25 protein-coding genes are annotated in these 26,036 nt (G+C 71.1%); 22 read left to right on the top strand and 3 right to left on the bottom strand.

The genetic code is table 11. The annotated features are described in order from the left end of the window. The first annotated feature begins 42 nt into the window (after positions 1-42). The 7 genes from SSMG_RS47190 (at position 43) to SSMG_RS26095 (ending at position 6,331) form a co-directional block, all read left to right on the top strand. Positions 43-1,029, top strand: a complete 987-nt coding sequence (locus tag SSMG_RS47190) for an RDD family protein (protein WP_009080948.1) — start codon at positions 43-45, stop codon at positions 1,027-1,029. 45 nt (positions 1,030-1,074) lie between these two features. After that, on the top strand, positions 1,075-1,533 hold the full coding sequence (locus SSMG_RS26120) for a CD225/dispanin family protein (protein ID WP_009080946.1): 459 nt from the start codon (positions 1,075-1,077) through the stop codon (positions 1,531-1,533). A gap of 52 nt (positions 1,534-1,585) precedes the next feature. Beyond that, positions 1,586-2,359 (top strand): DNA repair protein RecO, encoded by a 774-nt coding sequence (gene recO, locus SSMG_RS26115; protein ID WP_199786341.1) that lies wholly within the window; start codon positions 1,586-1,588, stop codon positions 2,357-2,359. Positions 2,360-2,385: 26 nt separating this feature from the next. Continuing rightward, the gene (locus SSMG_RS26110) at positions 2,386-3,204 is read left to right on the top strand and encodes an isoprenyl transferase (protein WP_009080944.1); all 819 of its coding nucleotides are present in this window, start codon (positions 2,386-2,388) and stop codon (positions 3,202-3,204) included. Then, complete coding sequence (locus tag SSMG_RS26105) at positions 3,201-3,620, top strand: YbjN domain-containing protein (protein WP_009080943.1); 420 nt, start codon at positions 3,201-3,203, stop codon at positions 3,618-3,620. Before SSMG_RS26110 ends, SSMG_RS26105 begins: the two co-directional genes overlap by 4 nt. A gap of 1,023 nt (positions 3,621-4,643) precedes the next feature. Beyond that, on the top strand, positions 4,644-5,585 hold the full coding sequence (locus tag SSMG_RS26100) for a permease (protein ID WP_199785992.1): 942 nt from the start codon (positions 4,644-4,646) through the stop codon (positions 5,583-5,585). Further along, positions 5,582-6,331, top strand: a complete 750-nt coding sequence (locus SSMG_RS26095; protein WP_009080941.1) for a TIGR03943 family protein — start codon at positions 5,582-5,584, stop codon at positions 6,329-6,331. Before SSMG_RS26100 ends, SSMG_RS26095 begins: the two co-directional genes overlap by 4 nt. A gap of 661 nt (positions 6,332-6,992) precedes the next feature. On the opposite strand, the gene SSMG_RS26090 is transcribed toward SSMG_RS26095, so the two are convergent. Next, entirely contained in the window at positions 6,993-7,406 is a 414-nt protein-coding gene (locus SSMG_RS26090; RefSeq protein ID WP_086024912.1) for a Fur family transcriptional regulator, read from the bottom strand. Positions 7,407-7,408: 2 nt separating this feature from the next. Then, complete coding sequence (locus SSMG_RS46385) at positions 7,409-8,101, bottom strand: metalloregulator ArsR/SmtB family transcription factor (protein ID WP_286156976.1); 693 nt, start codon at positions 8,099-8,101, stop codon at positions 7,409-7,411. Positions 8,102-8,719: 618 nt separating this feature from the next. On the opposite strand from SSMG_RS46385, the gene SSMG_RS26080 reads away from it, so the two are divergent. The 13 genes from SSMG_RS26080 (at position 8,720) to SSMG_RS26020 (ending at position 22,527) form a co-directional block, all read left to right on the top strand. Then, positions 8,720-9,829, top strand: coding sequence for a hypothetical protein (locus SSMG_RS26080; RefSeq protein ID WP_037714904.1), 1,110 nt, complete (start codon positions 8,720-8,722; stop codon positions 9,827-9,829). A 3-nt stretch (positions 9,830-9,832) separates the two neighbouring features. Beyond that, on the top strand, positions 9,833-10,471 hold the full coding sequence (locus tag SSMG_RS26075) for a class F sortase (protein WP_009080937.1): 639 nt from the start codon (positions 9,833-9,835) through the stop codon (positions 10,469-10,471). A gap of 196 nt (positions 10,472-10,667) precedes the next feature. Beyond that, positions 10,668-11,258: a class F sortase gene (locus SSMG_RS26070; RefSeq protein WP_199785989.1), complete on the top strand. Its 591-nt coding sequence runs from the start codon at positions 10,668-10,670 to the stop codon at positions 11,256-11,258. Between the two features lie 85 nt (positions 11,259-11,343). After that, positions 11,344-12,732, top strand: a complete 1,389-nt coding sequence (locus tag SSMG_RS26065) for a glycine--tRNA ligase (RefSeq protein WP_037714902.1) — start codon at positions 11,344-11,346, stop codon at positions 12,730-12,732. Between the two features lie 150 nt (positions 12,733-12,882). After that, positions 12,883-13,812: an ABC transporter ATP-binding protein gene (locus tag SSMG_RS26060; protein ID WP_009080934.1), complete on the top strand. Its 930-nt coding sequence runs from the start codon at positions 12,883-12,885 to the stop codon at positions 13,810-13,812. After that, entirely contained in the window at positions 13,809-14,549 is a 741-nt protein-coding gene (locus tag SSMG_RS26055) for an ABC transporter permease (RefSeq protein ID WP_009080933.1), read from the top strand. The genes SSMG_RS26060 and SSMG_RS26055 overlap by 4 nt, the downstream gene beginning before the upstream one ends. Positions 14,550-14,572: 23 nt before the next feature. After that, positions 14,573-15,802 carry a sensor histidine kinase gene (locus SSMG_RS26050; RefSeq protein WP_037714900.1) on the top strand — a complete coding sequence of 410 codons (1,230 nt, stop codon included), beginning with the start codon at positions 14,573-14,575 and terminating at the stop codon, positions 15,800-15,802. Further along, complete coding sequence (locus SSMG_RS26045) at positions 15,799-16,404, top strand: response regulator transcription factor (protein ID WP_009080931.1); 606 nt, start codon at positions 15,799-15,801, stop codon at positions 16,402-16,404. The genes SSMG_RS26050 and SSMG_RS26045 overlap by 4 nt, the downstream gene beginning before the upstream one ends. Before the next feature lie 79 nt (positions 16,405-16,483). Continuing rightward, positions 16,484-17,131, top strand: coding sequence for a YdcF family protein (locus SSMG_RS26040; RefSeq protein WP_086024911.1), 648 nt, complete (start codon positions 16,484-16,486; stop codon positions 17,129-17,131). 114 nt (positions 17,132-17,245) lie between these two features. Continuing rightward, positions 17,246-18,544 (top strand): deoxyguanosinetriphosphate triphosphohydrolase, encoded by a 1,299-nt coding sequence (locus SSMG_RS26035; RefSeq protein WP_009080929.1) that lies wholly within the window; start codon positions 17,246-17,248, stop codon positions 18,542-18,544. A 429-nt stretch (positions 18,545-18,973) separates the two neighbouring features. Then, entirely contained in the window at positions 18,974-20,047 is a 1,074-nt protein-coding gene (locus tag SSMG_RS26030) for a serpin family protein (protein WP_009080926.1), read from the top strand. Beyond that, positions 20,044-21,897, top strand: coding sequence for a glycosyl transferase (locus SSMG_RS26025; RefSeq protein WP_009080925.1), 1,854 nt, complete (start codon positions 20,044-20,046; stop codon positions 21,895-21,897). The genes SSMG_RS26030 and SSMG_RS26025 overlap by 4 nt, the downstream gene beginning before the upstream one ends. A 63-nt stretch (positions 21,898-21,960) precedes the next feature. Further along, positions 21,961-22,527 carry a carboxymuconolactone decarboxylase family protein gene (locus tag SSMG_RS26020; RefSeq protein ID WP_009080924.1) on the top strand — a complete coding sequence of 189 codons (567 nt, stop codon included), beginning with the start codon at positions 21,961-21,963 and terminating at the stop codon, positions 22,525-22,527. A gap of 64 nt (positions 22,528-22,591) precedes the next feature. On the opposite strand, the gene sigJ is transcribed toward SSMG_RS26020, so the two are convergent. Then, positions 22,592-23,533 (bottom strand): RNA polymerase sigma factor SigJ, encoded by a 942-nt coding sequence (gene sigJ, locus SSMG_RS26015; RefSeq protein ID WP_037714899.1) that lies wholly within the window; start codon positions 23,531-23,533, stop codon positions 22,592-22,594. Between the two features lie 50 nt (positions 23,534-23,583). Here sigJ and dnaG point away from each other — a divergent pair, with 50 nt between their 5' ends. Then, entirely contained in the window at positions 23,584-25,497 is a 1,914-nt protein-coding gene (dnaG, locus tag SSMG_RS26010) for a DNA primase (RefSeq protein ID WP_009080922.1), read from the top strand. A gap of 1 nt (position 25,498) precedes the next feature. After that, positions 25,499-26,020, top strand: a complete 522-nt coding sequence (locus SSMG_RS26005) for a hypothetical protein (RefSeq protein ID WP_009080921.1) — start codon at positions 25,499-25,501, stop codon at positions 26,018-26,020. Positions 26,021-26,036 lie beyond the last annotated feature (16 nt).

The raw sequence follows: 26,036 nt of genomic DNA, 5'->3' as shown, positions 1-26,036 counted from the left end.
GGACTCGGCCAGGCCAGCTTGCAGCAACGAGGGGGACACTCGATGACCTATCCCTACGGCCAGCCCGGCGGCCCGCCCCAAGGCGGACCGTCGTTCGGCGCGCCGCCGGGATACCCCCAGCCGTACGGTCCCGCCCGGGTCTACGCGGACTGGGGCCAGCGCGCCGGGGCCTACCTCATCGACTTCGCCCCGCTCCTCGCCGGGCTTCTGCTCGCCCTGCTCGTGTCGATGGTCTCGGGCGTCGCGAGCACGATCGTCTACCTCCTCGCGATTCTCGGCACTCTCGCCTGGACGGTCTTCAACCGCTGGATCAACGGCGGCAACACCGGCCAGTCGCTGGGCAAGCGGATCGTCGGCATCAAACTCGTCAGCGAGGCCGCCGGCGAACCGATCGGGGCCGGGACGGCGTTCGTCCGCGACCTCGCGCACGCGCTCGACAGCATGGCGTTCGCGCTCGGCTACCTGTGGCCGCTGTGGGACGACAAGGCGCAGACGTTCTCGGACAAGATCCTCGGCACCGTCGTGGTGCCCGCCGGGCCCGCGGCCGCGCCGGGCGCCGGATTCGGGCAGCCGGGCGGGTTCGGCCGGCCCGCTCAGCCCGGCGGTTTCGGTCAGCCCGGCGGTTTCCCCGGGCAGCCGGGCGGATTTCCCGGGCAGCCGGGCGGATTTCCCGGTCAGCCAGGAGGGTTCGGCCAGCCGGTTCCGGCGGGCGGATTTCCCGGCCAGTCCGCGCAGCCGGGCGGGTTCCCGGGACAGCCGGGATTCGGCCAGCCCGTCCCGGGCGGATTCCCCGCACAGCCGTCGCCGAGCGCCGGATTTCCCGCCGCGCCGCAGGGATTCGGGGCCTCGCAGCCGGGATTCGGCCAGCCGCCGGTCCCGGGAACGCCGCCGCGGCAAGGGTTCGGCCAGCCGGGCCCCGCGCCGTTCGACCAGCCCGAACCGACCCAGGTCGTGCTTCCGGCCCGCGAGCCGGAAGCGACGCAGATGAGCAAGCCGGAAACGCCGGAGACCGGTCCGGCCCAGTCCTGATCCGCACCGGATCACGGTAAGTACGAGGAACTCGGGGGAACCCAGATGACCAATCCCTACGGCCAGCCCCAGCAGCCCTACGGCGGCCAGCCGCAGCAGCCCTACGGCCAGCAGCCGTACCCGCAGTCCGGTGCGACGCCGGCGCAGCCGTACCCGCAGCAGCCCTACGGCCAGCCCGCGCCGTACGGCCAGCCGGCCTTCGGCGGCGCGCCGGGCGGCGACCTGAACTCCATCAAGGACTACAAGGGCTGGGCGATCGGCTGCATCTTCCTGATGTGGATCCTCGCGATCTTCGCGATCATGAAGTCGAACGAGGTCCAGTCGTACAAGATGCAGGGCAACTACGCGATGGCCCAGCAGGCGTCGCAGACGACGAAGACGCTGTGCCTCATCGCCACCATCCTCGGCGCGCTCGGCTGGGTCATCGGGATCATCGTGTTCATCGTCAGCCTCGCGGCCGCGTCCGAGGTGCACAGCTACTACTGCACCGGCAGCTACTGCTGAACCAGGGTGTCCCGCCCCGGCATCGACGGCGAAGTGCGACGATGTCGGGGTGGTGAACCTCTACCGCGACACCGGGGTGGTGCTGCGCACGCACAAGCTGGGCGAGGCCGACCGGATCGTCACCCTGCTCACGAAGCGGCACGGCAAGGTCCGGGCCGTCGCGAAGGGCGTGCGGCGCACGTCGTCGCGGTTCGGGGCGCGGCTGGAGCCGTTCGGGCACGTGGACGTGCAGTTCTATCCCGGCCGGTCGCTCGACGTCATCACCCAGGTCGAGACGGTCGACGCGTTCGCCCTTCCGCTGGTGGCCGACTACCAGCGCTACACCGCGGCGTCCGCGATCGCGGAGACCGCGGACCGGCTCTCGGCGGAAGAGGGCGAACCGGTCCTGAAGCTGTATCTGCTGGTCGTGGGCGCGCTGCGGGCGCTGGCCGGCGGGCAGCGGGACGCGTCGCTGGTGCTCGACGCGTTCTTCCTCCGGGCCATGGCCTACGCGGGCTGGGCCCCGGCGATCACCGAATGCGCCCGCTGCGGCCTGCCCGGCCCGCACGCCGCGTTCAACGTCGCCGCGGGCGGTTCGATGTGCCCGGACTGCCGCATCGCCGGCTCGGTGCATCCCGCGCCCGAGGTGCTGACCCTGCTGGACGCGCTGCTGCAGGGGGAGTGGGCGGTCGCGGAATCGTCGCCGGGGATCACCCGCCGGGACGCGTCCGGCCTGGTCGCGGCGCACCTGCAGTGGCATCTGGAACGACAGCTGCGGTCGCTTCCGCTCGTGGAGCGGCGTGCCCGGGAGGCCGCCGGGCCCGGCCCAGTAGGGTCGGCCGGGTAGGAAGTCCATTCTTCAGGAGGCCGCGAGTGCTGCGCAGGGGACGGGAGACCCGCTCGGCGGGGTACGAGCTGCGGGAGCCGGATCCGCACCCCTCGGGCGCGAAGCCGCCGGAAATCCCGCCGGACCTGGTGCCGAAGCACGTCGCGCTCGTCATGGACGGCAACGGCCGCTGGGCCAACCAGCGCGGCCTGCCGCGGATCGAGGGCCACAAACGCGGCGAGGCCGTGATGATCGACGTCGCGAGCGGGGCGGTCGAACTCGGCGTGAAATGGCTGTCGGTGTACGCCTTCTCGACCGAGAACTGGAAGCGCAGCCCCGAGGAAGTGCGGTTCCTCATGGGCTTCAACCGCGACACCATCCGCCGCCAGGTCGACTACCTGGGTTCGATCGGCGTGCGCATCCGCTGGGCCGGGCGGCGGCCGAAGCTGTGGGCGAGCGTGATCAAGGAACTGCAGATCGCGGAAGAGAAGACCAAGAACAACACCAAGCTCAACATGACGATGTGCGTCAACTACGGCGGCCGCGCCGAACTCGGCGACGCGATGCGCCGGATCGGCCAGGACGTCGCGGCGGGGAAGATCAACCCGGACAAGATCGACGAGCGCACCATCGGGAAGTACCTGTACCAGCCGGAAATGCCGGACGTGGACCTGTTCCTCCGGCCGTCGGGGGAACAGCGGACCTCGAACTTCCTGCTGTGGCAGTCGGCGTACGCGGAGATGGTCTACCAGGACACGCTGTTCCCGGACTTCGACCGGACCCACCTGTGGCAGGCGTGCCTCGACTTCGCGAAACGCGACCGCCGGTTCGGCGGCGCGGTGGACCAGGCAGGGAGCACGAAATGAGCACCGCGGAAGCCGCCGAGACCGGCGCACTGCTCGCCCGGGCGCGCGAAGCGCTGGAACGCTACCTGGAAGTCCACGTCGACGACGACGGCGCGCTCACGTTCTCCCACGCGGACGTCCCGTGCGTCATCCAGGCCACTCGTCTAGCCGACGGCCTGACCGTGCTCAGCCTGACCTGCGTGGTGGCCTGGGACCTCCCGGACGACCCGTCCCTCGCGGCAGCGGTCGCCGAACGGGCCGGCCAGGGTTTGTTCGGGACGCTGGGCGTCGGCCACACGGACAGCGGGATGGACGTGACCTTGCGGTACGCGTTCCCGGCGGAGGGGATGGACCCGTCGCCGTTGGGGACGTTGCTGATGTTGGTGGTTTCGACGGCTTCGCAATTGCGGACTGAGCTGCCCGGGGCGGTGGCCTGAGGCGGGTTTCCCTGCTGTGGCTGGGTTTGGTTGCCCGGTTATGTGTTGCCGTTGCGGCGTTTCTGCGGCAGTTCGGTGTGCGCGGGCTGACTGAATCCGGCATCCACGGGCTTCGCTGAGGCTTCGGTTCTTGGCGAATCTCCTTGGCTAGACCCGGTTTCCGCTCCGGTTCGCGTCGGCGGGAACTCGATCACCGCTCGCCCCAATTTGTTCCTCCTGCCTTGCGGATCTCCTTAGCCAGTCGACATTCGCGCCTCGACCAGCCTGTGCCGGGCGTCGCCCGCTTGGTTTCCCGTTGTCCTCGGCGCTCGCGGACGCTCCGCCGCTCGCCTCGACTTGGGATGAGCGCTGCGTCCGAAGCCCTGTCGCCTGTTCGATGCGCCGCTTCGCCGCCGAGCCTCGCGTTCGAAGTTGCACCGCCGTCCGCTCTAAGCCTGCTGTCTCCTCGCGCCGCCGAGTCGTTCAGTCGAAGCTGCTCCGCTCACCTGTGCGAGCCCGTTCCCTCCTCGCGGCACCATGCCGTTTCCGTCGAGGGACCTCCGCTCACCACTCTGAGCCTGCTCCTTCCCGCACCGCCAAGCGCTTCCCGCGGATCTGCTGCGTCGTGCGCTCTGAGCCCGTTGGTTCCCCGCACCGCCAAGCGCTTCCCGCGGATCTGCTGCGTCGTGCGCTCTGAGCCCGTTGGTTCCTCGTGCATCGATGCCGTTCCATCGCATCCGCTCCAGCAACGCCCCCGAGCCCGCTCGCTCCCAGCGCCGCCACTCCCGTCCGGCCGAGCCTCTCGACCGTCCGCCCGGAGCCCTGCCCCTCCTCGCATCGCCCGCCCGATTCCGCCCCCTTCCTCCCTCCCAATCGGGTGACATTCACGCAAAACCGGCGCGGGGGGTCCCCTCGCGCACCCGGCGGCTGGGGTTCTGTCGGACCCGGCTGGCATCATCGCCGTCGTGGAAACCCTTTCCAACAACGCCGCCGAGGAACGCCCCCGCACGCGGCGGTTCCGGATCAGCTCCATCGAGATCCTGTGTGCCGTCCTGCTGGGTCGCGGTCCTCGCGCAAAGCAAGCTCCAGGACCTCTTCGACGTGCCCGCGCTGCGCACCGGATCCACCGTGTTCGTCGCGGTGTGCGTGCAAGCGCTGCCGTTCCTCGTGCTCGGCGTGCTGATCAGCGGCGCGATCGCCGCCTTCGTGCCCGCCCGCGCGCTGGAACGGGTCCTGCCGAAGAAGGCGTCGGCCGCGGTCGGCGTCGCCGGGCTGGCCGGAGTCGCCTTGCCCGGCTGCGAATGCGCCTCAGTCCCGGTCGCGCGCCGATTGATCGGGCAGGGCGTCGCGCCCGCCGCCGCGCTCACCTTCCTGCTCGCCGCACCCGCGGTGAACCCGGTCGTGCTCGTAGCCACCGCGGTCGCGTTCCCCGGCCGTCCGGAAATGGTGTTCGCCCGCTTCGCCGGTTCCCTCGCCACCGCGATGGCGATGGGCTGGATCTGGGCCCGCTGGGGCAAACTATCGTGGATCACCGAGCGAGCGCTGCGCCGCTTGCCCGACGTCCAACCGGGACACCGATGGCGCGTATTCGCCGAAACCGCCCGCACCGATCTCGTGGAAGCAGGCGGATTCCTCGTCCTCGGCGCGCTGATTTCCGCTTCCCTCAACGTGCTCGTGCCCGCGAAGTGGTTCGAAGTGCTTTCCGGCCAGATCATCGTCGGCGTGGTGGTGATGTCGGTACTGGCCGTGGTCCTGGCGCTGTGCAGCGAGGCCGATGCTTTCGTCGCCGCTTCGCTCACTGCCGTGCCCCTGCTGCCGAAGCTGGTGTTCCTGGTGGTCGGCCCGGCCGTCGACGTCAAGCTTTTCGCCTTGCAAACCGGCACTTTCGGCCGCTCCTTCGCCGCACGGTTCGCCCCGGTCACCTTCATAGTGGCGATCGCCTGCGGCACCGTAGCGGGCGTGATTTTCCTCGGAGGCGTCCAATGAGGCGCGAAACCCAGAACGTACTGCTGATCCTCCTGGGCGGCGCCCTGGTGAAGATCGCCCTCAACGGCGACTACCTGCGCTACGTAAAACCGGCCCAGCAACCGTGGATCATCGCCGGTGGCGCAGTGATGTTGTTGCTGGGCGCGACAGCCATCGTCCGGGACATCGCATCTGCCCGCGCCGCAGCAAAAACAGCCCCCGAGTCAGACACCGAACATTCGGACGCGCACGGCCACCACCATCACCCCGCCCGCTCAGCCTGGCTTTTGGTCGTCCCCGTGCTGGCGGTGTTCCTAGTCGCCCCACCCGCCCTCGGCGCGGATTCCGTCACCCGCACCGAAGCACGCCTGCCCGCCAGCGCCGCGACCACGTCGGCAGCCGCGTTCCCTCCGCTCCCCGCCGGAGCAGTGGTGCCGATGGCGATGAACGAGGTGGTGACCCGCGCGGGCTGGGACGCCAACGGCACCCTCAACGGACGCACCGTCGAGATCTCCGGTTTCGTAGTGCACACCGGAGGCCAAACCTTGTTGGCCCGCTTGGTAATCAGCTGCTGCGCCGCCGACGCGGCCCCCGTCACCGTGCACCTCAAGGGCGACGACGCCGACCGTTTCCCGAGCGACACTTGGCTGCGCGTCGCGGGCCAGATCGTCCCCGGCACCGCGACCGAAGCCAACAGCTACACCCCGGACCTGGTCCCGGCGACAGTCGAACGGATCACCGCGCCGAAGGACCCGTATGAATACTGAAACGAGCAACGCCCCCGACTCGTCCGCCGAGACCGCCTCAGAACGCGGACCGCCCCGCCACCCCGCCCGGTGCACCTGAGTTCTCTTCAGCTGATCCCCGAAGCGGTCCCGCTTCGCGTGCTCGCTCAAGGCCGCCGCTTGGACGACCCCCGAACGGACCCTGGCCAGAGATCGGCCCGAGCCACTCAGAGCTGCGAAACCCCGCGCCCGGACGATCCCGCAGCGGCCCGCTTGCCGGACGCAAGCTCCGAGCCCACGGCAGGAGCCCCGGTTGACGCGTGGCGTCCGCCGCGCCCCGTCTCGGCGGACGGTTTCGCCGGTCAGGTAGCGAGCGCGAGCGGTTCGACCAGTCGAGTCAGGCCTGCCGGGAGTTCGCGTTGGTGCGACGTTCGGCCCGTCAAAGCGGCTGGGTTCCTGGCCGGTCGGCGACCCGAGCGTCTCCGGCCAGCCTGCCGCAAGGACCGGCAGTCACCAGACCCGGACGGCCCTGGTCAGCGTGCTCGGCGAGCGAGGCCACCGGCAGCCAGCTTGCTTGCCGCCTCGGCCAACCGCAGTGGGGTCCGACGGCGACGGGTCAGCTAGTGTGCCCGGCGACCGGGCCGCCACGGCAGGCGTGCTCACTCCCCGGCCAACCGCAGCGCAGCCCCGACGGTGACGTGGGTCAGCTCGCGTGCTCGGCGCAGGTGCCGGTGATCTCCACGGTATGGCTGATGTCGGTGAACCCGTGGTCCGCCGCGATCTTCTCCGCCCAGCGTTCCACCGCCGGACCCTCGACCTCCACCGTGCGCCCGCACACGCGGCACACGAGGTGATGGTGGTGGTGCGACGAGCACCGGCGGTAGATGGCCTCGCCGGAGTCGGTGCGCAGGACGTCGATCTCCCCCGCCTCGGAGAGCGACTGCAGCGTCCGGTAGACGGTCGTCAGGCCGATGCCGTCGCCGCGTTTGCGGAGTTCGTCGTGGAGTTCCTGGGCCGAGCGGAAGTCGTCGACGGTGCTGAGCAGGTCGACCACCGCCGCGCGCTGCTTCGTGGACCGCCGGCCGGGCACCGGGGCCGGTTTGGGGACCGAGGACATCGTCACTTCCCTTCCTGCACGTGGGCGACCGCGTCGACGACGATGTGCGCCAAGTGGTCGTCCACCAGCCGGTAGACGACCTCGCGTCCGCGCCGCTCGCCCTGGACCACGCCCGCGGTCTTGAGAACGCGGAGGTGCTGGCTGATCAACGGCTGGGCGACGTCGAGTTCGTCCACCAGTTCGTGCACGCACCGGTCCGCCTCCCGCAACTGCAGCACGATAGCGATCCGCACCGGAGCGGCGAGCGCCCGGAGCAGTTCGCCCGCGTCGGCGAGCACGCCCGCGGGCAGGACCGCAGGTCCGCGGCGGCCAGCCGAGCCCTCGGTGCTGCTCGCGTCGACGGGATGCGGCGGGTCCGCGGGCAATTCCGCCTGCCCGCCGTCGACGGCTGCCTCGCCGGAGACAGCGGAATCACCTTCGGCGGCTGCCTTGCCGGAGAGAGCGGAACCATCTTCGGCGGCTGCCTTGCCGGAGAGAGCGGAACCATCTTCGACGGCTGCCTTGCCGGAGACAGCGGAACCGCGCTCGGCGGACGTCTCGACGCTGACGGCCGGACCCGGATCGGCCGGACCTGGAGCGGCTTGATTCGCCGCGGGTGCCTCGTCCGCGGTGGCGGGAACGGCATTCTCGAGTGCGGTCGGAGCCGGAGCGGCAGGGCTGCTCGCCCCGGTCTGGTCCGCGGCAGCGTTGTTCACTGAAGCCTCGGCGTTCCTGGTCGTTGCCGGTCCGGGGAGTCCCGCCGGGGTCGGGTCGGTGGGTTCAGCATGTGGCTCGGCCGCTGCAGCACCCAGAGCTGCCGGACCGGCGGCGGCTGCCGAACCCAAAGTCGCGTGGTCCGCAGACGCGCCTCCGGTGCTGGCCGACACCGAGGCGACCGAACTCGCGGCAGCCGCCTCCGCCGGACCAGCGTGCCCCGCCGAGGCAGAGGCCAAGGCCAACCCCGAGACCGGCCCCGCAGACCCGGCCCCGAGACCGTCGGACAGGGCGCTCGAAGGTGCCGACCTCATCGCTGCCTCCACTCGCGTCCCGCCCACCGGCCCCGCCCCCAAGGCCAGCAGGGGGTGGCGTTTCCGAAGCCGGATGTCATTGCCGATAACCTTCGCCGCCATCGTAGTGTTCCCTTCCCCGGGCGCGGTGATCGCCGGGGGCGGGGGAGACCGGCGATCCGGATTGACCCGATCGGGTGAGTTCGTGAAGATTTGGCTTGTCGGCTTCGCAAGTCGTGGCGGACGGTGCAAGGTTGTCGCGGGGTCGATCGTCGCGTCTCGTACAGTGGCGGACCGCTCGGGGTCGCCGGAAGGCAGTGGGGAGACATGACTCGTTTCGTGACTAAGGCCGCGGTGGCGGCCCTGGTGGCACTGCCGGCGCTGGCCCCGGCCGCCGCGGCGCAGACGCAGGCCGGGCAGGCCGTCGACGAGAAGACGGGTCCCGTGTCGTTCGCGAACGCGGCGTCCGTGCGGCTCGGCGGCGACCCGCAGCACGGCGGCGCGCTGATCACCGAAACCCAGCGGTCCCCGCTCACCCCGGGCCAGTCGCAGCTCGGCACGGACCGCGTGGCCGTGCCGAAGGACCAGGGCGAGCGCAACACCTTCGGCCCGAACTACGAGATCGACCTCGGCAAGTACGCGGACAGCTCGGCCAGCCCGTACCCGCCGGGCATCGCGAGCCGCGACCACCAGGTCGTCGCCGCGCTGCAGACCACTCACGTGCCCACCGCCGTCGCGGAGACCAACTACGCGCTGCGCGACCTGAGCCGCAACAAGCCCAAAGCGGTCGACAACACGATGCTGGTCCTCGAAGGCGCGCGCAGCTCGGTCGACTGCTCCGGCCCCAGCAAGGCCGCTGGCGCCACCACCGCCGCCCGCGTCTGGGTGCGCGGCGAGGGCGACGCGCTGAAGCAGGTCCCGATGCCCGCCACCGGGACGCTCAGCGTCACCGGCCTCAAGATGGGCTCGCCCACGAGCGTGCCGCAGAGCGACCCCGGCAAGACCACCTCGGACCTCGTCCTGTCCCGCGTTTCCGCCTTCGACCAGCTGATCAAGCAGGACGGCTGGCGTTCCGGCGACGTCACCGCGCAGGCGGGCTGGCGCGTCGAGATCACCACGCACGCGCGCGACGCCAAGAACACCAAGCTGAGCGACGTGCAGACCACCATCGTGCTCGGCGGCGTCAGCTGCTCGATCCCGAAGAACTTCGTCGCCGCGGCGGGCAACGGCTCGGGCAGCGGGGGCGCCGTGCAGCAGCCGTCGGTGCCCACCGAGGTCCCGGCCGGCTACCTCGGCGCCCCGGCCGCCGCGTCGTCCGACGACCTGCGCCTGCCGCTCGGCTTCGGCCTGCTCGGCGGCGGTCTGCTGTTCGGGGCCGTCGCGATCGTGCTCGGCCGGCGCCGTGCGGCGCGGGTCGTCCGTTCCCGCGGCGAATAAGCCGTGCCGCGCACCGTGCTGACGGTCGCGTCGGCGGTGATCGCCGTCCTCGCGATCGCGGCCGGCGTGATCGTCCTGACCTGGGTGCCCGCCCCGGCCCCGGTCGCCGTCGCCGACCCGCCGCCCGGTTCGCTGCCGGGCGAGGACGGCGCGCCCGCCGAACTCCCCTCGGACGGCCAGGCGATCGGCCTGCAACGCCCCGGCAGCATCCGCCTGCCGGACGGCTCCGAGGCCCGGCTGAAACGCACCGAGATCACCCAGACCGGCATCCTGCCGATCCCGCGCGGCCTCAGCGACGCCGCGTGGTGGGGCGCCCGCCTCGGCGCCCCGCAGGGCGCGGCGGTGCTGTCCGGCCACGTCAACTGGGCCGGCACGAAGGGTCCCTTCGACGACCTGTGGCGGGTCCGCACCGGCGACAACGTCAGCATCGTCGACGCTTCCGGCGGCCGCTGGCTCTACCGCGTCACCGGCGCGACCACGATCCCGAAGGAACAGCTGCCCGCGCAGGCCCCCGGCTGGTTCGCCCAGACCGGCCCGCACCGCCTGGTCCTGGTCACCTGCGGCGGCGACTACGTCGGCGGCACCGAGGGCTACGACGAGAACCGCATCGTCACGGCCGACCTCGTCTCCCGGCCGGACTGAACCGCCCGGACCCGAAGCAGGACCCACACCGCGCGCGGTGGTCCCAAAAACCCGCCGAAATCCGTGCAACCCCGTCGGCTCCCCACCGCATGTCTCCCCGGAGAAACCTTCAGACCAGGGGAGCACGATGCAGGGGACACAGGCCCAACCAGCACGCAAACGCGGCGCACTGATCGTCGTAGCTGCCGTCGCAGCAGTGGCAGCAGTCGTCGCCGCGGTGCTGATTTTCTTCGCCGGCAAGGACGACTCGGCACAGCCGCCGCAGCAGACCGGCACCGCGCAGGTCGGCGCCGCCCAGCCCAGCGGCAGCCAGGCCGGAAACACCCAGCCGGACCCCGGACAGACTCCCGGCACGGTCAAGCTGCCCGGCGGCGGGCAGGCGAAGCTGATCCCCGAGGAGGTCGGCGCGGACGGCGCGCTGCCGATCCCGAAGAGCCTCGCCGAAGCGGCCTGGTGGGGCTCCGGCCTCGGGGCCGCGCAAGGCGTCACGCTGCTGTCCGGGCACGTCAACTGGGCGGGCAAGTCCGGGCCGTTCCAGGAGCTCTGGAAGATGAAGGCCGGCGAGGTCGTCACGGTCACCGACACCGCGGGCAAGCAGTGGGAGTACAAGATCGACGAGGTGCGCACGATCCACAAATCGGACCTGGCCGCCGAATCCGCGAAGCTCTTCGACCCCGAGGGCCCGCACCGGCTCGTGCTCGTCACGTGCGGCGGCGACTACGTGGGCGGACAGGAGGGCTACGACGACAACCGGGTCGTCACGGCCTCTCCGGTCACCCGTTCGTGACCTCCGACCTGCGCGGAGGCCCCGGGGACCGGCCGGATACGCTGGACCTTCCGATAACTGACCCCGCATGCGTCCGGAGCGTGGAGTGCCCGCCAACAAAATCGAAACCGTCGTCAGTCTGTGCAAGCACCGTGGCTTCGTCTTCCCGTCGGGAGACATCTACGGCGGCACCAGGTCGGCGTGGGACTACGGGCCGCTCGGCGTTGAGCTGAAGGACAACATCAAGCGCCAGTGGTGGAAGACCGTCGTGCAGAGCCGCGAGGACGTGGTCGGCATCGACTCGTCGGTCATCCTGCCGCGCCAGGTCTGGGTCGCCTCGGGCCACGTGAACGTGTTCACCGACCCGCTGATCGAGTGCCTTTCGTGCCACAAGCGGTTCCGCGCCGACCAGCTCGCCGAGGACTTCGAGGCGCGCACCGGCAAGACGACCACCGAGGACGACCTGTCCGAGGTGCCGTGCCCGAACTGCGGCACCCGCGGCAAGTACACCGAGCCGCGCGACTTCAACATGATGCTGAAGACGCACCTCGGCCCGGTCGAGACCGAGGAAGGCCTTGCCTACCTCCGCCCGGAGACCGCGCAGGGCATCTTCGTGAACTTCCTCAACGTGCAGAAGGCCTCCCGCAAGAAGCCGCCGTTCGGCATCGGCCAGATCGGCAAGTCCTTCCGCAACGAGATCACGCCGGGCAACTTCATCTTCCGCACGCGCGAGTTCGAGCAGATGGAGATGGAGTTCTTCGTCGAGCCGGGCGACGACGAGCAGTGGCACCAGTACTGGATCGACGCGCGCACCGACTGGTACAAGGACCTCGGCATCAAGCCGGAGAACCTGCGCCACTTCGAGCACCCGAAGGAAAAGCTCTCGCACTACGCGAAGCGCACGGTCGACATCGAGTACCGGTTCGAGTTCAACGCCGGGCAGGAGTGGGGCGAGCTGGAAGGCATCGCCAACCGCACCGACTTCGACCTGACCACGCACTCGAACCACTCGGGCGTGGACCTGTCGTTCTTCGACCAGGCCTCGGGCCAGCGCTACCGGCCGTTCGTGATCGAGCCCGCCGCGGGCGTGGGCCGGTCGATGATGGCGTTCCTGATCGACGCGTACGACGAGGAAGAGGTGCCGAACGCCAAGGGCGGCACCGACAAGCGCACCGTGCTGCACCTCGACCCGCGGCTCGCGCCGTTCAAGGCGGCGGTGCTGCCGCTGTCGCGCAACGCCGACCTGTCGCCGAAGGCGCGCGACCTGGCCGCGCGGCTGCGCAAGCACTGGAACGTCGACTTCGACGACGCCCAGGCGATCGGCCGCCGCTACCGCCGCCAGGACGAGATCGGCACGCCGTACTGCGTCACGGTCGACTTCGACACGCTCGAGGACGACGCGGTGACCATCCGCGAGCGGGACAGCATGAAGCAGGAGCGGATTTCGATCGACCAGGTCGAGTCGTACCTGGCCGGTCGGCTGATCGGCTGCTGAGCGTCGCGCACTCCGTTCCGGACGGCCCTTTCCCGCACCGCGGGGGAGGGCCGTCCGGCGTTTCGCCCCTCGCACCCCTGACACCTGTCACGGCCGGGTCATGACGCTCGGCCTGCGTCCCGGCGGCCCCGGCCCGGCAGGCTTCAAGCCATGGACAACACACAGGAAATCGCGGCGGGGGCGGCGATCCGCCTGGGCGGGATCGCGAAGCGCTACGGCGACGTGCGCGCGGTCCGCCACGTCGACCTGACCATCGCGCCGGGGGAAGTGGTCGCGCTGCTCGGGCCCAACGGGGCGGGCAAATCGACCACCGTCGACATGATTCTGGGGCTCACCGCTCCCGACGAGGGCGCCGTTTCGGTGTTCGGCCGGACGCCCGCCGACGCGGTGCGCGCGGGGATGATCGGCGCGATGCTGCAGGGCGGCACGCTGCTCGACGACCTGACCGTGCGCGAAACCGTCGGTCTCGTCGCGAAACTGCACCGCCGTCCGATGCCGGTGCGGGACGCGCTGCGTGCCGCCGGGGTCGAGGACATCGCCGACCGGCGGGCCAACAAGCTGTCCGGCGGCCAGAAGCAGCGCGTGCGGTTCGCGGTCGCGCTGGTGTCGAACCCCGATCTGCTCGTGCTCGACGAGCCGACCGCGGCGATGGACGTCGGCAGCAGGCGCGAGTTCTGGAAGTCGATGTACTCGTTCACCGACACCGGCCGCACCGTGCTGTTCGCGACCCATTACCTCGAAGAGGCCGAGGAATTCGCCGACCGGGTCGTGCTGATGCGCGCCGGGGAGATCGTCGCCGACGGGTCCGTCGCGGAGGTCCGCGCCCTCGCCGGCGGCCGGACGATCCGCGCGGTGCTCCCGGCCGGGGTCAGCGACCAGCTGGTTTCGAACCTGCCCGCCGTCACGTCCTTCGAACTGCGCGGCGAACGCGTCGCACTGTCCAGTTCGGACTCCGACACCACCTTGCGCGCGCTCCTCGCCGCCGTCCCGGCCGTGCACGACATCGAAATCGGCGCGGTCGGCCTCGAAGGCGCGTTCCTTTCCCTGACCTCCGACGAAACGGAAGAAGCAGTCCGATGAACCCCGCCTACCTGGTCGTCGAAACCCGCAGGCTGTTCCGCTCGCCGCGGTTCCTGATCTTCGTCGTCGCCTTCCCGGTCCTCATGTTTCTCTTGCAGGCCACGGTGTTCACCGACAAATCCGCGCCCGACCACGTCGCGGTCGCGGGCGTGCTCATGGTCAACATGATGACGTTCGGCGCCTTCGCCGCGGCCGTCACGAACGGCGCCCGGCTCGCGATCGAGCGGGCGGGCGGCTGGCAACGGCAGCTCCGGCTGACCCCGCTGTCCGGCGCGGGCTACCTCGGCGGCAAAGCGCTTTCCGGGATGCTCGCCGGGCTGCCCGCGCTGATCCTGGTGCCGGTCGTCGCCGCGTTCTCCCAGGGCGTGCACCTTGACCCGGCGGGCTGGCTGCGGGTCTTCCTCGGCATTTTCCTCGGCACCATTCCGCTGGTGCTGCTCGGACTGCTGCTGGGTCAGTTCGGCACGCCGGAGTCGATGCAGCCGATCAGCATGATCGTCACCCTCGGCATGGGTTTCCTCGGCGGGCTCTGGATCCCGCTGGAGGGCATGCCGTCCTGGATGCACGACGTCGCGCAGGTCATGCCGACCTACTGGGTCCTCGGACTGGTCCGGCCGGTCGTGGCGAACCAGCTGCTGGTGAGCCTGCCGGCGGCGATCGGCGTGCTGGCCGCCTGGACGCTCGCGCTCGGGATTGTCGTGGTCGGGCGATACCGTAAGGACAGCGCCCGGGTTTGACCGGGCGGGGAGGGGACAGGAACGTGTGGCCACTCGGCCGAGAGGCGACGACCGGCAAGCCGGCTCCGCGCCGGTACGCGCTCAACGACAAGGCAGCGTGGTGGGACGATCCGCTGCCGGAAGCGCGGCGCGGGCCGAACAAACCGGGCTGGGCGATCTTCTCGGCGGCGTTCCTGCTGCCCTTCCTGATCCCGGCGACCCGGGGACTGGTCGGGGACCCCGGACCGCTGTGGGCGCGGATTCTGCTCGGCGTCACGATCTACGCCTACGCCGCCTGCTACGCGGTGTTCCCGGCGCTCTTCGGCAAGCCGCGGCGGCTGAAACTCTGGTTCGGCGGGGTCATGCTGGTGCTGGGCCTGCTGAGCGCGCTGCTCACCGATGCCAGCCCGTACGTCCTGCTCTACGCGACCGCGACGCTGGCCTTCCTGTTCCCGGCGGCCTGGGCGGTCATCTTCGACGGATCGGCGCTGGGCCTGCTGGTGCTGGTGCTGTATCTGCGAGGAGACCTGGCGGATCGGTTCAGCGACCTGACGACGGTCGGCTCGGTCACGCTGGCGATGTTCTTCATGTCCAACCTGATCCGGGCGATCCGGCGGCTGGAGCTGGCGAACACGGAGATCGCGACGCTGGCGGTCGCCAGCGAACGCGAGCGGGTGGCCCGGGACCTGCACGATCTGCTCGGGCACAGCCTCACCACGATCACGGTGAAATCCGGGCTGGCGCGGCGGGTGCTGGAAAGCTCCGGCGACATCGACCGGGCGGTGCAGGAGATCCGGGAGGTCGAAGGGCTGAGCCGTTCGGCGCTGTCGGATGTGCGGGCGACGGTGACGGAGTACCGGGAAGTGTCGCTGCCGGCGGAGATCGCGGGGGCGCGGGCAGCGTTGCGCGCCGCGGAGATCGAGGCCGAGCTGCCGCACGCGGTGGACAATGTGCGCGCGGAGCTGCACAGCACGTTCGGCTACGTGCTGCGCGAGGCGATCACCAACGTGCTGCGGCATTCCGGGGCGAAGGCGGTCAAGGTGCGGCTGGGCCATGACTGGCTGGAGATCGAGGACAACGGCTGCGCGACGGGGGACGTCGTGCCGGGCAACGGCCTGCGCGGACTGTCCGAGCGGCTGGCCGCGATCGGGGGCACGGTGACGACGCGGGCGCGGTCCGGGGGAGGATGGGTCGTCCGGGCGGAGGTCCCGGAGCCGAGCCCGGACGGATCCGCCGTCGCGGTGCGGGCCGAACCCGCGGGAGGACTGGCGTGATCCGGGTGCTGCTGGCCGACGACCAGGCGATGGTGCGCGGCGCGCTGGCCACCGTGCTGGGTCTGGAGGCCGACATCGAGGTGGTGGCCCAGGTCGGCTCCGGCGACGAGGTCGTGGCCGCGGCGAAGGAAACGGCGCCGGACGTCGCGCTGCTCGACGTGCAGATGCCCGGCATGGACGGCCTCACCGCGGCGGCCGAGCTGAAAACCGCGCTCCCGGCGTGCCGGGTGATCATCTGCACGACCTTCGGCCGCCCCGGCTACCTGGCCCGGGCGATGGCCGCGGGCGCGGCCGGGTTCGTGGTGAAGGACGCGCCGCCGGAACAGCTCGTCGAGGCGGTGCGCCGGGTCCACAGTGGACTGCGGGTGGTGGACCCGGCGCTGGCCGCGGAGTCGCTCGCCACCGGGACGAGCCCGCTGACCGCCCGGGAACGCGACGTGCTCAGCGCGGCCAAGGACGGCAGCACGGTCGCGGACATCGCGAAGTCCCTGTTCCTGTCCGACGGAACGGTGCGCAACCATCTGTCGTCGGCGATCGGGAAGACGGGTGCGCGCACGCGGGCGGAGGCGGTGCGGTTGTCGGAGGAACGCGGCTGGCTTTGAGGGGTTTCGCGGCTGGAATTTCCGGCGGCGTCGGGGTGCCTTTCGAGACCCGGACCGCGGCTCTGGGAGGATGGCCGCCATGGAGGCGTGGACAGGTCCGACCGCGGGAAACTGGGTGCGCCGCATCGTTTTCGGTGTGGTGCTGGCCCTCGTCGCGGTCATCGGGGGCACCGCGTTCCGCGTGTGGCAGGTCGCGCGCGAGAACGACCGGACGCCGGCCGACGCGATCGTCGTGCTGGGCGCCGCTCAGTACAACGGCAAGCCCTCGGAGATTTTCACCGCGCGGCTGGAGAAGGCGCGGCAGCTGTACACCGAAGGGGTCGCCAAGACCGTCATCACGGCGGGCGGCAAGAAAAGCCGCGACAACTTCACCGAGGCGACCGCCGGGGCGCGCTGGCTGACCAAGCACGGCGTGCCGGCGTCCGCGACGCTGCCGGTCGGCGAGGGCAACGACACCCTGCGCAGTCTGCGCGCGGTCGCCGATCAGGTGAAGGCGCGCGGCTGGCGTTCGGTGGTGCTGGTCAGCGACCCGTGGCATTCCTACCGGTCGCGCACGATGTCCGAGGACCTCGGGCTGGAAGCCTGGGCCGCGCCGACGCACAGCGGGCCGATCGTGCAGGAGCGGTCCACGCAGGTCCGCTATATCTTCCGGGAAACCGGCGCGCTGCTGTTCTACGAGCTGACCAAGTCGCCCGCGGACGACCTGTTCGGCACGACGATGGGCTGAATCGCCGGTCCCCGCGCCACTGTGCCGATCGTTGCTGATCCGACCACAGCCACGGCCGAATGGCTTTCGTGGCAACGGTCACCTGCCGTGCGGGGGTCGGCCTAAGCTGGCGGGGTGAGTGACGGCTACCGCGAGCACGACCGCGCCCGCGTGCTGGCCGAGGAACCCAAGGGCGCGGCGCTGGCCGGTGCGCGGCCCGACGGGCGCAGCGCGTTCGCCCGCGACCGCGCGCGCGTGCTGCATTCCGCCGCGCTGCGCCGGCTGGCGGGCAAAACGCAGGTGGTCGGCCCGGGCGAGGGCGCGGAGGTCAGCGGCGCGCCGCGGACCCGGCTCACGCATTCGCTGGAGGTCGCGCAGATCGGCCGCGGCATCGCCGAGGAGCTGGGCGCGGACCCGGACCTGGTCGACACCGCGGGCCTGGCGCACGACATCGGCCACCCGCCGTTCGGCCACAACGGCGAACGCGCGCTCGACCAGGCGGCCCAGGCGTGCGGCGGCTTCGAGGGCAACGCGCAGACGTTGCGCATCCTCACGAGGCTCGAGCCCAAGGCGGTCGGCCCCGACGGCGCGACGGCCGGGCTCAACCTCACCCGGGCGTGTCTCGACGCCACCACGAAGTATCCGTGGCCGCGCCGGTCCGGGGAGCCGAAATACGGCGTGTACCCGGACGACCTGCCCGTGTTCGGCTGGATCCGCGAGGGCGCGCCCGGCCTGCGCCGGTGCCTGGAAGCGCAGATCATGGACTGGTCGGACGACGTCGCGTATTCGGTCCACGACGTCGAGGACGGCGTGCTGGCCGGGCGGATCCGGTTGCGGCTGCTGGCCGATCCGGAGGAACGCGCGGCAGTCGCCGAAGCGGCGGCGCGGCACTTCTCCACGCTGTCGGTGTCCACTTTGGAGGGTGCGGCGAAGGAGCTGCTCGACCTGCCGGTGGTAGCCGAACTGGTACACGCGGAACCGGACGGTTCGCTGCGGGCCCAGGTCGCGCTGAAGCGGCTCACGAGCGAACTGGTCGGTCGGTTCGCGTCGGCCGCGGTCACCGGCACCCGAGCGGGCTACGGAGAGGGCCCGCTCACCCGCTACGCCGCCCGGCTGGCGGTGCCGGAACAGGTCGGGGCGGAGGTGGCGCTGCTCAAGGCACTGGCGCTGCGGTACGTGATGAGCGACCGCCGCCGGCTGGCAATGCAGGACGGGCAGCGAGAGGTGATCACCGAGCTGGTGGCGGCCCTCTGCCGGCGAGCGCCCGAAGCACTGGACCCGCTGCTGGTACCCGCGTGGAATGCCGCAGCCGACGACGCGGCGCGGCTGCGCGTGGTGGTGGACCAGGTGGCGTCCCTCACCGACGCGCAGGCGTACGAATGGCACCGCTGGCACACCGGCCGCCACGGAACGGCTCCGCCTGGCGAACCGTGAGCCGCGGAGCCGGTGCCGTCTGCTGAACGGCGCGATGCTGACGCTCCGGGAGGTGTGGGGAGGAGCTGTCCGGCGGTCGGTGAGGACCGGAACCGTGGGAGGTCGGACGTCGCGCAACAGCGTTCGCCTGGCGAACCTGTCAGCCACGGCGTGAAGCGTGGCGGTGCTGCTTGGCGTGGAATCTGGCGCGATGGGTGGTGTGGAGCGGTGGCGTCTGGTGACCGGCGAGGTCCGGAGCTGTGAGACCCCGGACGGCGCGCAACGGCGTCGCCTGACGAACCGTGAGCCGCGGGGTACGGCGTGGAGTTGTGCTGTCCGGCGGCCGGCGAGGTGCGAAATTTGGCACCCCGGACAGCACGGAACAGCACGGAACGACGCCGCCTGGCGAACCGGGAGCCGGGGGACCACCCGTTCCGGTACGGTCGCCGCATGGCCCTGGACAGCCACCTCACCTTCACCCTGGCGTTGCACGGTGCGACCGCGCCCCCGGGAAGCGACGCGTGCTTCTCGCCCTACTCGGCGGCGAGCGCGCTCGGCCTGGCCGAACAGGCCGCCCGCGGGCGCACCGCGGAAGAGCTGGCCGCCGTGCTCGGGCGCGATCAGAGCGGGCTGCTCCACGCCGCCGCTGAGCTGGGCGACGGTGCCCAGCTGGCCGTCGCGAACACGCTCTGGGCCGCGGACGGGATCACCGTCGAGGACAACTTCCAGGCCGCACTCGTGCGCTGGCCCGGCGGCAAAGCCGAGACCGTGCCGTTCGAGACCGATCCCGAGGGCGCGCGCCGGCGGATCAACGACGACGTGGACCAGACCACTCACGGCCTGATCCCGGAGTTGCTGCCCGAGGGCGCGATCCACCCGCATACGCGCGCCAGCCTGGTCAACGCGCTCTACCTGAAAACTGCCTGGCGGCGTCCGTTCCCCGAACACGCCACCGCGGATGCCGACTTCCACACCCCCGACGGCGTGCGTCCGGTGCCGACGATGCACCTGGACGAATCCGTCGGCTACGCGCACGAAAACGGCTGGCAGGTCGTCCGGCTGGCGGCCGAGGGCGGCGTCGAGACGGTGATCCTGCTGCCGGACGGCGACCTCGAAAGCGCCGAAGCCGCGCTCGACGCGCAGTCGTTGCGCGCGCTCGTGGAAAGCCCGAAGCAGCACAAAATCAGGCTGGCGCTGCCCAAAATCTCCCTCGACGTGCGCGCCGACCTCGAACGGGCGTTGCAGGGCCTCGGCGTGCGCGAGCTGTTCACCGACGACGCGGATCTCACCGGGCTCACGCCGGACCGTCCGCTGTGGGTGGACAGCATCCTGCACCAGGCCGTGCTCCGCCTGGACGAACAAGGTCTCGAAGGCGCGGCCGCCACCGCGATCCAGATGCGCACGATGTCGCTCATCTCCGGCGAACCGCTCGAAGTCCGGGTCGACCGGCCGTTCCTGCTGCTCGTTCGCCACGCCGAGACCGGCGCGGTGTACTTCTTCGCCCGGGTGGTGCGCCCCGCGTGAGCGTGTTCCGGCCCGAAGCGAACCCCGAAACGAACCGCGAAGGCAGTCCCCAGGCGAAACCCGAAGCACCGCCTCGCGAACCCGCCGCGGCCGCGAGCGCCGCCGCCGAACCGCGGATGCGCCGGTCCTGGGCCGACGCCGGGATCATCGGCGCGTACCTGGCGTTCTCGGTCCTCCTGTTCGGCGGCCTGTGGGCCGACCTCGGACAGGGCTACCTGTGGAACAGCGCGTCGGACCAGAACCTGTGGGAATGGTTCTTCGCGGTCACCGCGAAATCGGTGCAGCACCTGGAAAACCCGCTCACCAGCGGCCTGCAGAACTACCCGCTCGGCGTGAACATGATGGCCAACACGGCCATGCTGGGCGTCGGCGTCCCGCTCACCCCGATCACGCTCGCCTTCGGCCCCACCGTCACCTGGGCGATCGTGCTCACCGGCAGTCTCGCCGGCAGCGCGGCGGCCTGGTACTGGGTGTTCTCGCGGCACCTCGTGCGGCACCGCGTGTCCGCGGCGATCGGCGGCGCGTTCGCCGGATTCGCGCCGCCGATGATCTCGCACGCCAACGCGCATCCGAACTTCGTCGCGTGGTTCCTGCTGCCGTTCATCGCGCTCAAGGTGATCCAGCTGGCGCAGGGGCAGCGGCCGGTGCGCAACGGGATCTGGCTCGGCGTGCTCACCGCGTACCAGATTTTCCTCGGCGAAGAGCCGCTGCTGATCTTCGCTCTCGGCTTCCTGATTTTCGCGGTCGCCTACTGCGTTTCGCGGCGGCGCGAGGTCAAGGCGATGGTGCGGCCGGTGCTGCTGGGCGGCGGCATCGCGGTGGCGCTGACGCTGGTGGTCGTCGCGTTCCCGTTATGGTGGCAGTTCTTCGGCCCGGACAGCTACACCGGGCTCGAGCACGGCCAGGTCGGCAACGACACCGCCGCGATGACCCGGTTCGCGACCCAGTCGGTGTCCGGGCAGCCGGAGGCGGCGGCCGCGGTGTCGCTGAACCGCACCGAGGAGAACGCGTTCTTCGGCTGGCCGCTGATCGTGTTGATGGTCGTGGTCACGGTGTGGCTGTGGCGCGAGGTCGTGGCCCGTTCGCTGGCGATCTCGATGTTCCTGATGGCGTGGCTTTCGCTCGGCTCCGAAATCACCGTGCTGCACGAGAACACCGGCGTGCCCGGTCCGTGGAAACTCCTGGCGGACCTGCCGTTGTTCGAATCGCTGCTGGAATCGCGGCTGGCCATGGCGTGCGTGCCCGCGATCGGCGCGCTGCTGGCGATCGCGACCGACCGCGTGTTTTCCGCGGCGGAAAAGGGCGACCTGAAGCTGCCGGTGCGGCTGATCTGGCTCGGCGCGGTCGCGGCCGTGCTGCTGCCGATCGCGCCGACGCAGCTGCTCGTGCAGAAACGTCCGCCGACGCCCGCGTTCTTCGCCGACGGCACCTGGCAGACCTACGTCGCGCCCGGCGGAACCGTCGTGCCGGTGCCGCTGCCGAGTTCGGGGGAGTCGGAGCCGCTGCACTGGCAGATGGACGCCGGCCTGCGGTACGCGATGCCCGAGGGCTACTTCGTCGGACCGCAGGGCCCGGACGACAAACGCGGCCGCTACGGCTCCTACCAGCGGCCGACCTCGATGCTGTTCGACCGGGTCCGCGACTCCAAGCAGGCACAGGAGATCACCGACGCCGACCGGGACCAGGCGATCGAGGACCTGCGCTACTGGAACGCCAGCGTCCTCGTGCTGATCCCGCGCGAGCACAGCGACGCCTATCGCGCGACCGTCGACCTTCTGCTGCGCAAACCCGGGCAGTACGTGGACGGCGTGTGGATCTGGGATGTGCGCCCGATCACCGCGCGCCGCTGACGCTGTCACATCTCGCGCGGCTGTCCCGTTCCTCCTGCGAACCACTCAGAAGGAGGACCCGACATGCCTCGTATCCCGGTCAAACGAGCCGCGGACGGCGGCCCGGTGCTGAAGCTCTTCTACCGGATCGCCGGCAAGCGGTACGGCGCGGTGCCGGAGCCGATGGCCGTCGTGGCGCACCACCGCGGGCTGCTGCGGACCAGCATCGCGCACGAGCTGATGGCGGAGAAGGCGTCGAAGCACCTGCCCGCCAACGTGCGGGAACTCGCGGTCTACCGCGTCGCCACGAAGATCGGCTGCTCGTGGTGCGTCGATTTCGGCACCATGCTGCAGCGGCACGACGGCCTCGACATCGACCGGCTCAAGCACATCGACGAGTACGCGACGTCGCCGCTGTTCACCCGCCAGGAGCGGCTGGCGCTGGCGCTCGCGGACGCGATGTCCGGGCCGACCGTCACGGTCACCGACGAGCAGATCGCTGAGCTGGTCGCCGAATTCGGCGAGAAGGGCGTGGTCGAGCTGACCTACCAGATCGGCCTGGAGAACTCGCGGGCGCGGATGAACAGCGCGCTCGGGATCGTGGACCAGGGCTTCACGTCCGGCGACGCCTGCCGGGTCCCGATCCCCTGACTCCGGAAAGGTCCGTGAAGGGCTCCTTGAGGGAATCTGATTCCTTCAAGGAGCCCTTCACGGACTACTGCTCCGGCCGCCTGATTCCGGTGAGCTTCTCCGGGTTGACCTGGTCGTACACGCCGACGATGCGGCCGTCGCGCACGCTGAACGTCTGGACGCGCTCGTCCAGGGCCAGGTAGCCGTCGACCGCGGGCAGCCCCGGCAGCCACAGGCCGAGGTCGCCGTTGACGAGCACCGGCCGCCCGTTCTCCATCGTGCCCGGCGCGTATTTCGCCAGCACCCCGAGCACGAAGCGGGCGACCTTGTCCGGCCCGACGATCATCCGGCGGCTCGTGCGCGAGCGGCCGTCGGAATCGCCGATCATGACCACGTCCGGGTGCAGCAGTTCGGTGACCGCGCGGATGTCTCCCGCCAGCAGCGCGACGACGAACTTCTCCAGCACCGGCTGCTGCTGCGCCAGTTCGAGCCGGGCGGGCGGGTCGGCGTCCTCGACCGCGCGGCGGCCGCGGGAGGCGTGCTGGCGCGCGGCCGCCGGGCTGCAGCCCAGTGCGTCGGCGATTTCGGCGAAGGGCACCGCGAACGCGTCGTGCAGCACGAACGCCACGCGCTGCTCGGGGGTCAGCCGGTCGAGCACCACCATCGCGGCCATGCGCAGGCCGTCGTCGCGCACCGCGGCCTCGAGCGGATCCTCGCTGGCTGGCGCGCCGAGCGGCGTCACGATCGGCTCGGGCAGCCATTCGCCCACGTACTTCTCGCGCCGCACCGCCGCCGACCGCAGCCGGTCGAGGCAGATCCGGCCGACCACGGCGGTCAGCCAGCCGCGCAGGTCGCGGATCCCGGCGCGGCCCGCGTCGTCGAGCCCGGACAGCCGCAGCCAGGCCTCCTGCGCCGCGTCCTCGGCGTCCGCGCGGGTGCCGGTGAGCCGGTAGGCCGCGGCGATCAGGTGCGGCCGGTGGGCGTCGAACTCGGCGGCGAGGTCCTCCAGCGCGGTCGTGGTGCTCATGTCCCGAGTGTGCCGCACGGCGCGGCGGGAGGGAGAACTATTGTGGTCGCGTGGCAGGACGGATTCGGGAGAGCGATATCGCGGAGGTGCGTGAGCGCAACCGGATCGACGAGGTCGTGGGGGAGTACGTCGCGCTGCGCCGCGCCGGCGGGGGCAGCCTGAAGGGCCTGTGCCCGTTCCACGACGAGAAGACCCCGTCGTTCAACGTGCGCCCCACTCACGGGACCTTCCACTGCTTCGGCTGTGGCGAGGGCGGCGACGTCATCAAGTTCATTCAGAAGATCGACCTCGTGTCGTTCGTCGAGGCGGTCGAGCGGCTCGCCGACCGGGTCGGGATCCGGCTGACCTACGAGGGCGGCGGCGCGTCGGTGCAGCGCGACCGGGGCACGCGGTCCCGGCTGATCGAGGCGCACCGCGCGGCGGCCGAGTTCTACGTCGAGCAGCTGGGCACCGACGAGGCGCGCGCGGCGCGGGACTTCCTCACCGAGCGCGGGTTCGACGCCGCCGCGGCCAAGCAGTTCGGCTGCGGGTTCGCGCCCGGCGGCTGGGACAAGCTCACCAAGCACCTGCTCAACCGCGGGTTCGAGGTGAAGGAGCTGATCGCGTCCGGCCTGTCGAAGGAGGGCCAGCGCGGTCCGATCGACCGGTTCCACCGGCGGCTGGTGTGGCCGATCCGCGACGTCGGCAACGACGTGGTCGGCTTCGGCGCGCGGCGGCTGTTCGACGACGACCGGATCTCGGCGAAGTACCTCAACACCTCCGAAACGCCGATCTACAAGAAGTCGCACGTCATGTTCGGCCTCGACCAGGCCAAGCGGGAGATCGCGAAACGGCACCAGGTCGTGGTGGTCGAGGGCTACACCGACGTGATGGCGATGCACGCGGCGGGCGTGCCGACGGCGGTCGCGTCGTCGGGCACCGCGTTCGGCGAGGACCACATGAAGGTCCTGCGCCGGCTGATGATGGACGACGACGCCTTCCGCGGCGAAGTGATCTTCACCTTCGACGGCGACGAGGCGGGGCAGAAGGCGGCGCTCAAGGCGTTCGAGGGCGACCAGACCTTCGCCGGGCAGACCTACATCGCGGTCGCGCCGGACGGGATGGACCCGTGCGAGCTGCGCATCGCGAAGGGCGACGCCGCGGTGCGCGACCTGGTGGCCCGGCGCACGCCGCTGTTCGAGTTCGTGATCAAGAGCATGCTGAAGCAGTTCGACCTGGATTCGGTCGACGGCCAGGTCGCCGCGCTGCAGAAGACCGTGCCGATGGTCGCCGCGATCAAGGACCGGGCGAGCCGGGACGGATACGCGTCGAAGCTCGCCTGGTGGGTCGGCTGGCAGGACGTCGCGCAGGTGGTCAACCGGGTGCGAGGCGCGGCCGGCGCGGCGGCACGGCGGGGGCCGGTCGAAGTGCAGCCGAGGCGGTCCGCGGCCCGGCAGGAGGCCCCCGCGCCCGAGCCGGAGAAGCAGGATCTGCCGCGTCCCGCGCCGAACGACCCGCGGTTCGTCGGGCAGCGCGAAGCGCTCAAGGCCGCGCTGCAGCAGCCCGCGATCGCCGGTCCGGAGTACGACTCGCTGCCGGAAGAAGCGTTCACGCACCCGGTGTACGTCGCGGTGCACCTGGCCGTGCTGAAGGCGGGCGGGGCGGCTTCCGGGCTCACCGGGCCCGCGCTGCTGGACGCCGCGTCGGCGCACTGTCCGGAAGGGACGGTCCGCCGCGTGCTCAGCGAACTGGCGGTGGAACCGTTGCGCGCCTTGGGAGAAGTGGACTCGCGCTACATCTCCGGCGTCCTCGCGGGCGTGCAGGAGAACCTCGTCGGCAGGCAGATCGGCGAGATCAAATCGAAGCTGCAGCGGCTGTCGCCGGTCGAGGCCCCGGACGACTACCGGGCCCTGTTCGGCGACCTGGTCGCGCTGGAGCAGTACCGGAAGTCGCTGCGCGAGCAGGCGGCGAGCGGGTGGGAGTGACGTGGGACTGCTGAACCGGTTCTTCGGCGGCGGCCTGCCCCCGGGTTTCCCCGGCAAGCTGGACGAGGGCGAGGACCCGGTCGCCGCGGCCGAGGTCGAGGGCGGCGGGCATCTCGTGGTGACGTCGCTGGGCCTGTGGATCCCGACCGGCGACGGCGCGCGACGCGTCGGCTGGCACCTGGTGGGCAAGGCGACCTGGGGCGACGGCGTGTTCACGCTGACCGAATCGGAGGAGACCGGGCGGGCCGGCGCGGTCGCGGTGCTGGCCGACCGCGAGCCCGTGCGCTTCCGGCTGCCGCGGCCGGGGAAGGTGCCGCAGCAGGTGCGCCTGCGCGTCGACGGTTCGGTCCGGGGACGGCACCGGCACGAGTTCCCCGAGGGCGGCGCGTGGTTCGTCCAGCGCAAGGTCCCCGGTCGCGACGGGGTGGAGCTGCAGGTCCGTCCCGATCCGGGCACCGACCCGGAGCTGGTCGAGGCGGTCGCGGCGGAGGTCGCGGAGAAGCTGGCCAAGCGCGCGGAGTAGCAGTACGCTCGTACTC

Source organism: Streptomyces sp. AA4 (genome assembly GCF_000158875.1).
GTDB lineage: Bacteria > Actinomycetota > Actinomycetes > Mycobacteriales > Pseudonocardiaceae > Amycolatopsis.
This window is presented reverse-complemented; position numbering and strand designations above follow the sequence as displayed.

Coding starts and splice junctions, on each gene's coding strand:
- SSMG_RS26120 (WP_009080946.1), top strand. CDS start 1,075: ATGACCAATCCCTACGGCCAGCCCCAGCAGCCCTACGGCGGCCAGCCG.
- SSMG_RS26020 (WP_009080924.1), top strand. CDS start 21,961: ATGCCTCGTATCCCGGTCAAACGAGCCGCGGACGGCGGCCCGGTGCTG.
- SSMG_RS47190 (WP_009080948.1), top strand. CDS start 43: ATGACCTATCCCTACGGCCAGCCCGGCGGCCCGCCCCAAGGCGGACCG.
- sigJ (WP_037714899.1), bottom strand. CDS start 23,533: ATGAGCACCACGACCGCGCTGGAGGACCTCGCCGCCGAGTTCGACGCC.
- SSMG_RS26095 (WP_009080941.1), top strand. CDS start 5,582: ATGAGGCGCGAAACCCAGAACGTACTGCTGATCCTCCTGGGCGGCGCC.
- SSMG_RS26030 (WP_009080926.1), top strand. CDS start 18,974: ATGGCCCTGGACAGCCACCTCACCTTCACCCTGGCGTTGCACGGTGCG.
- SSMG_RS26105 (WP_009080943.1), top strand. CDS start 3,201: ATGAGCACCGCGGAAGCCGCCGAGACCGGCGCACTGCTCGCCCGGGCG.
- SSMG_RS26055 (WP_009080933.1), top strand. CDS start 13,809: ATGAACCCCGCCTACCTGGTCGTCGAAACCCGCAGGCTGTTCCGCTCG.
- SSMG_RS26060 (WP_009080934.1), top strand. CDS start 12,883: ATGGACAACACACAGGAAATCGCGGCGGGGGCGGCGATCCGCCTGGGC.
- SSMG_RS26080 (WP_037714904.1), top strand. CDS start 8,720: ATGACTCGTTTCGTGACTAAGGCCGCGGTGGCGGCCCTGGTGGCACTG.
- SSMG_RS26090 (WP_086024912.1), bottom strand. CDS start 7,406: ATGTCCTCGGTCCCCAAACCGGCCCCGGTGCCCGGCCGGCGGTCCACG.
- SSMG_RS26040 (WP_086024911.1), top strand. CDS start 16,484: ATGGAGGCGTGGACAGGTCCGACCGCGGGAAACTGGGTGCGCCGCATC.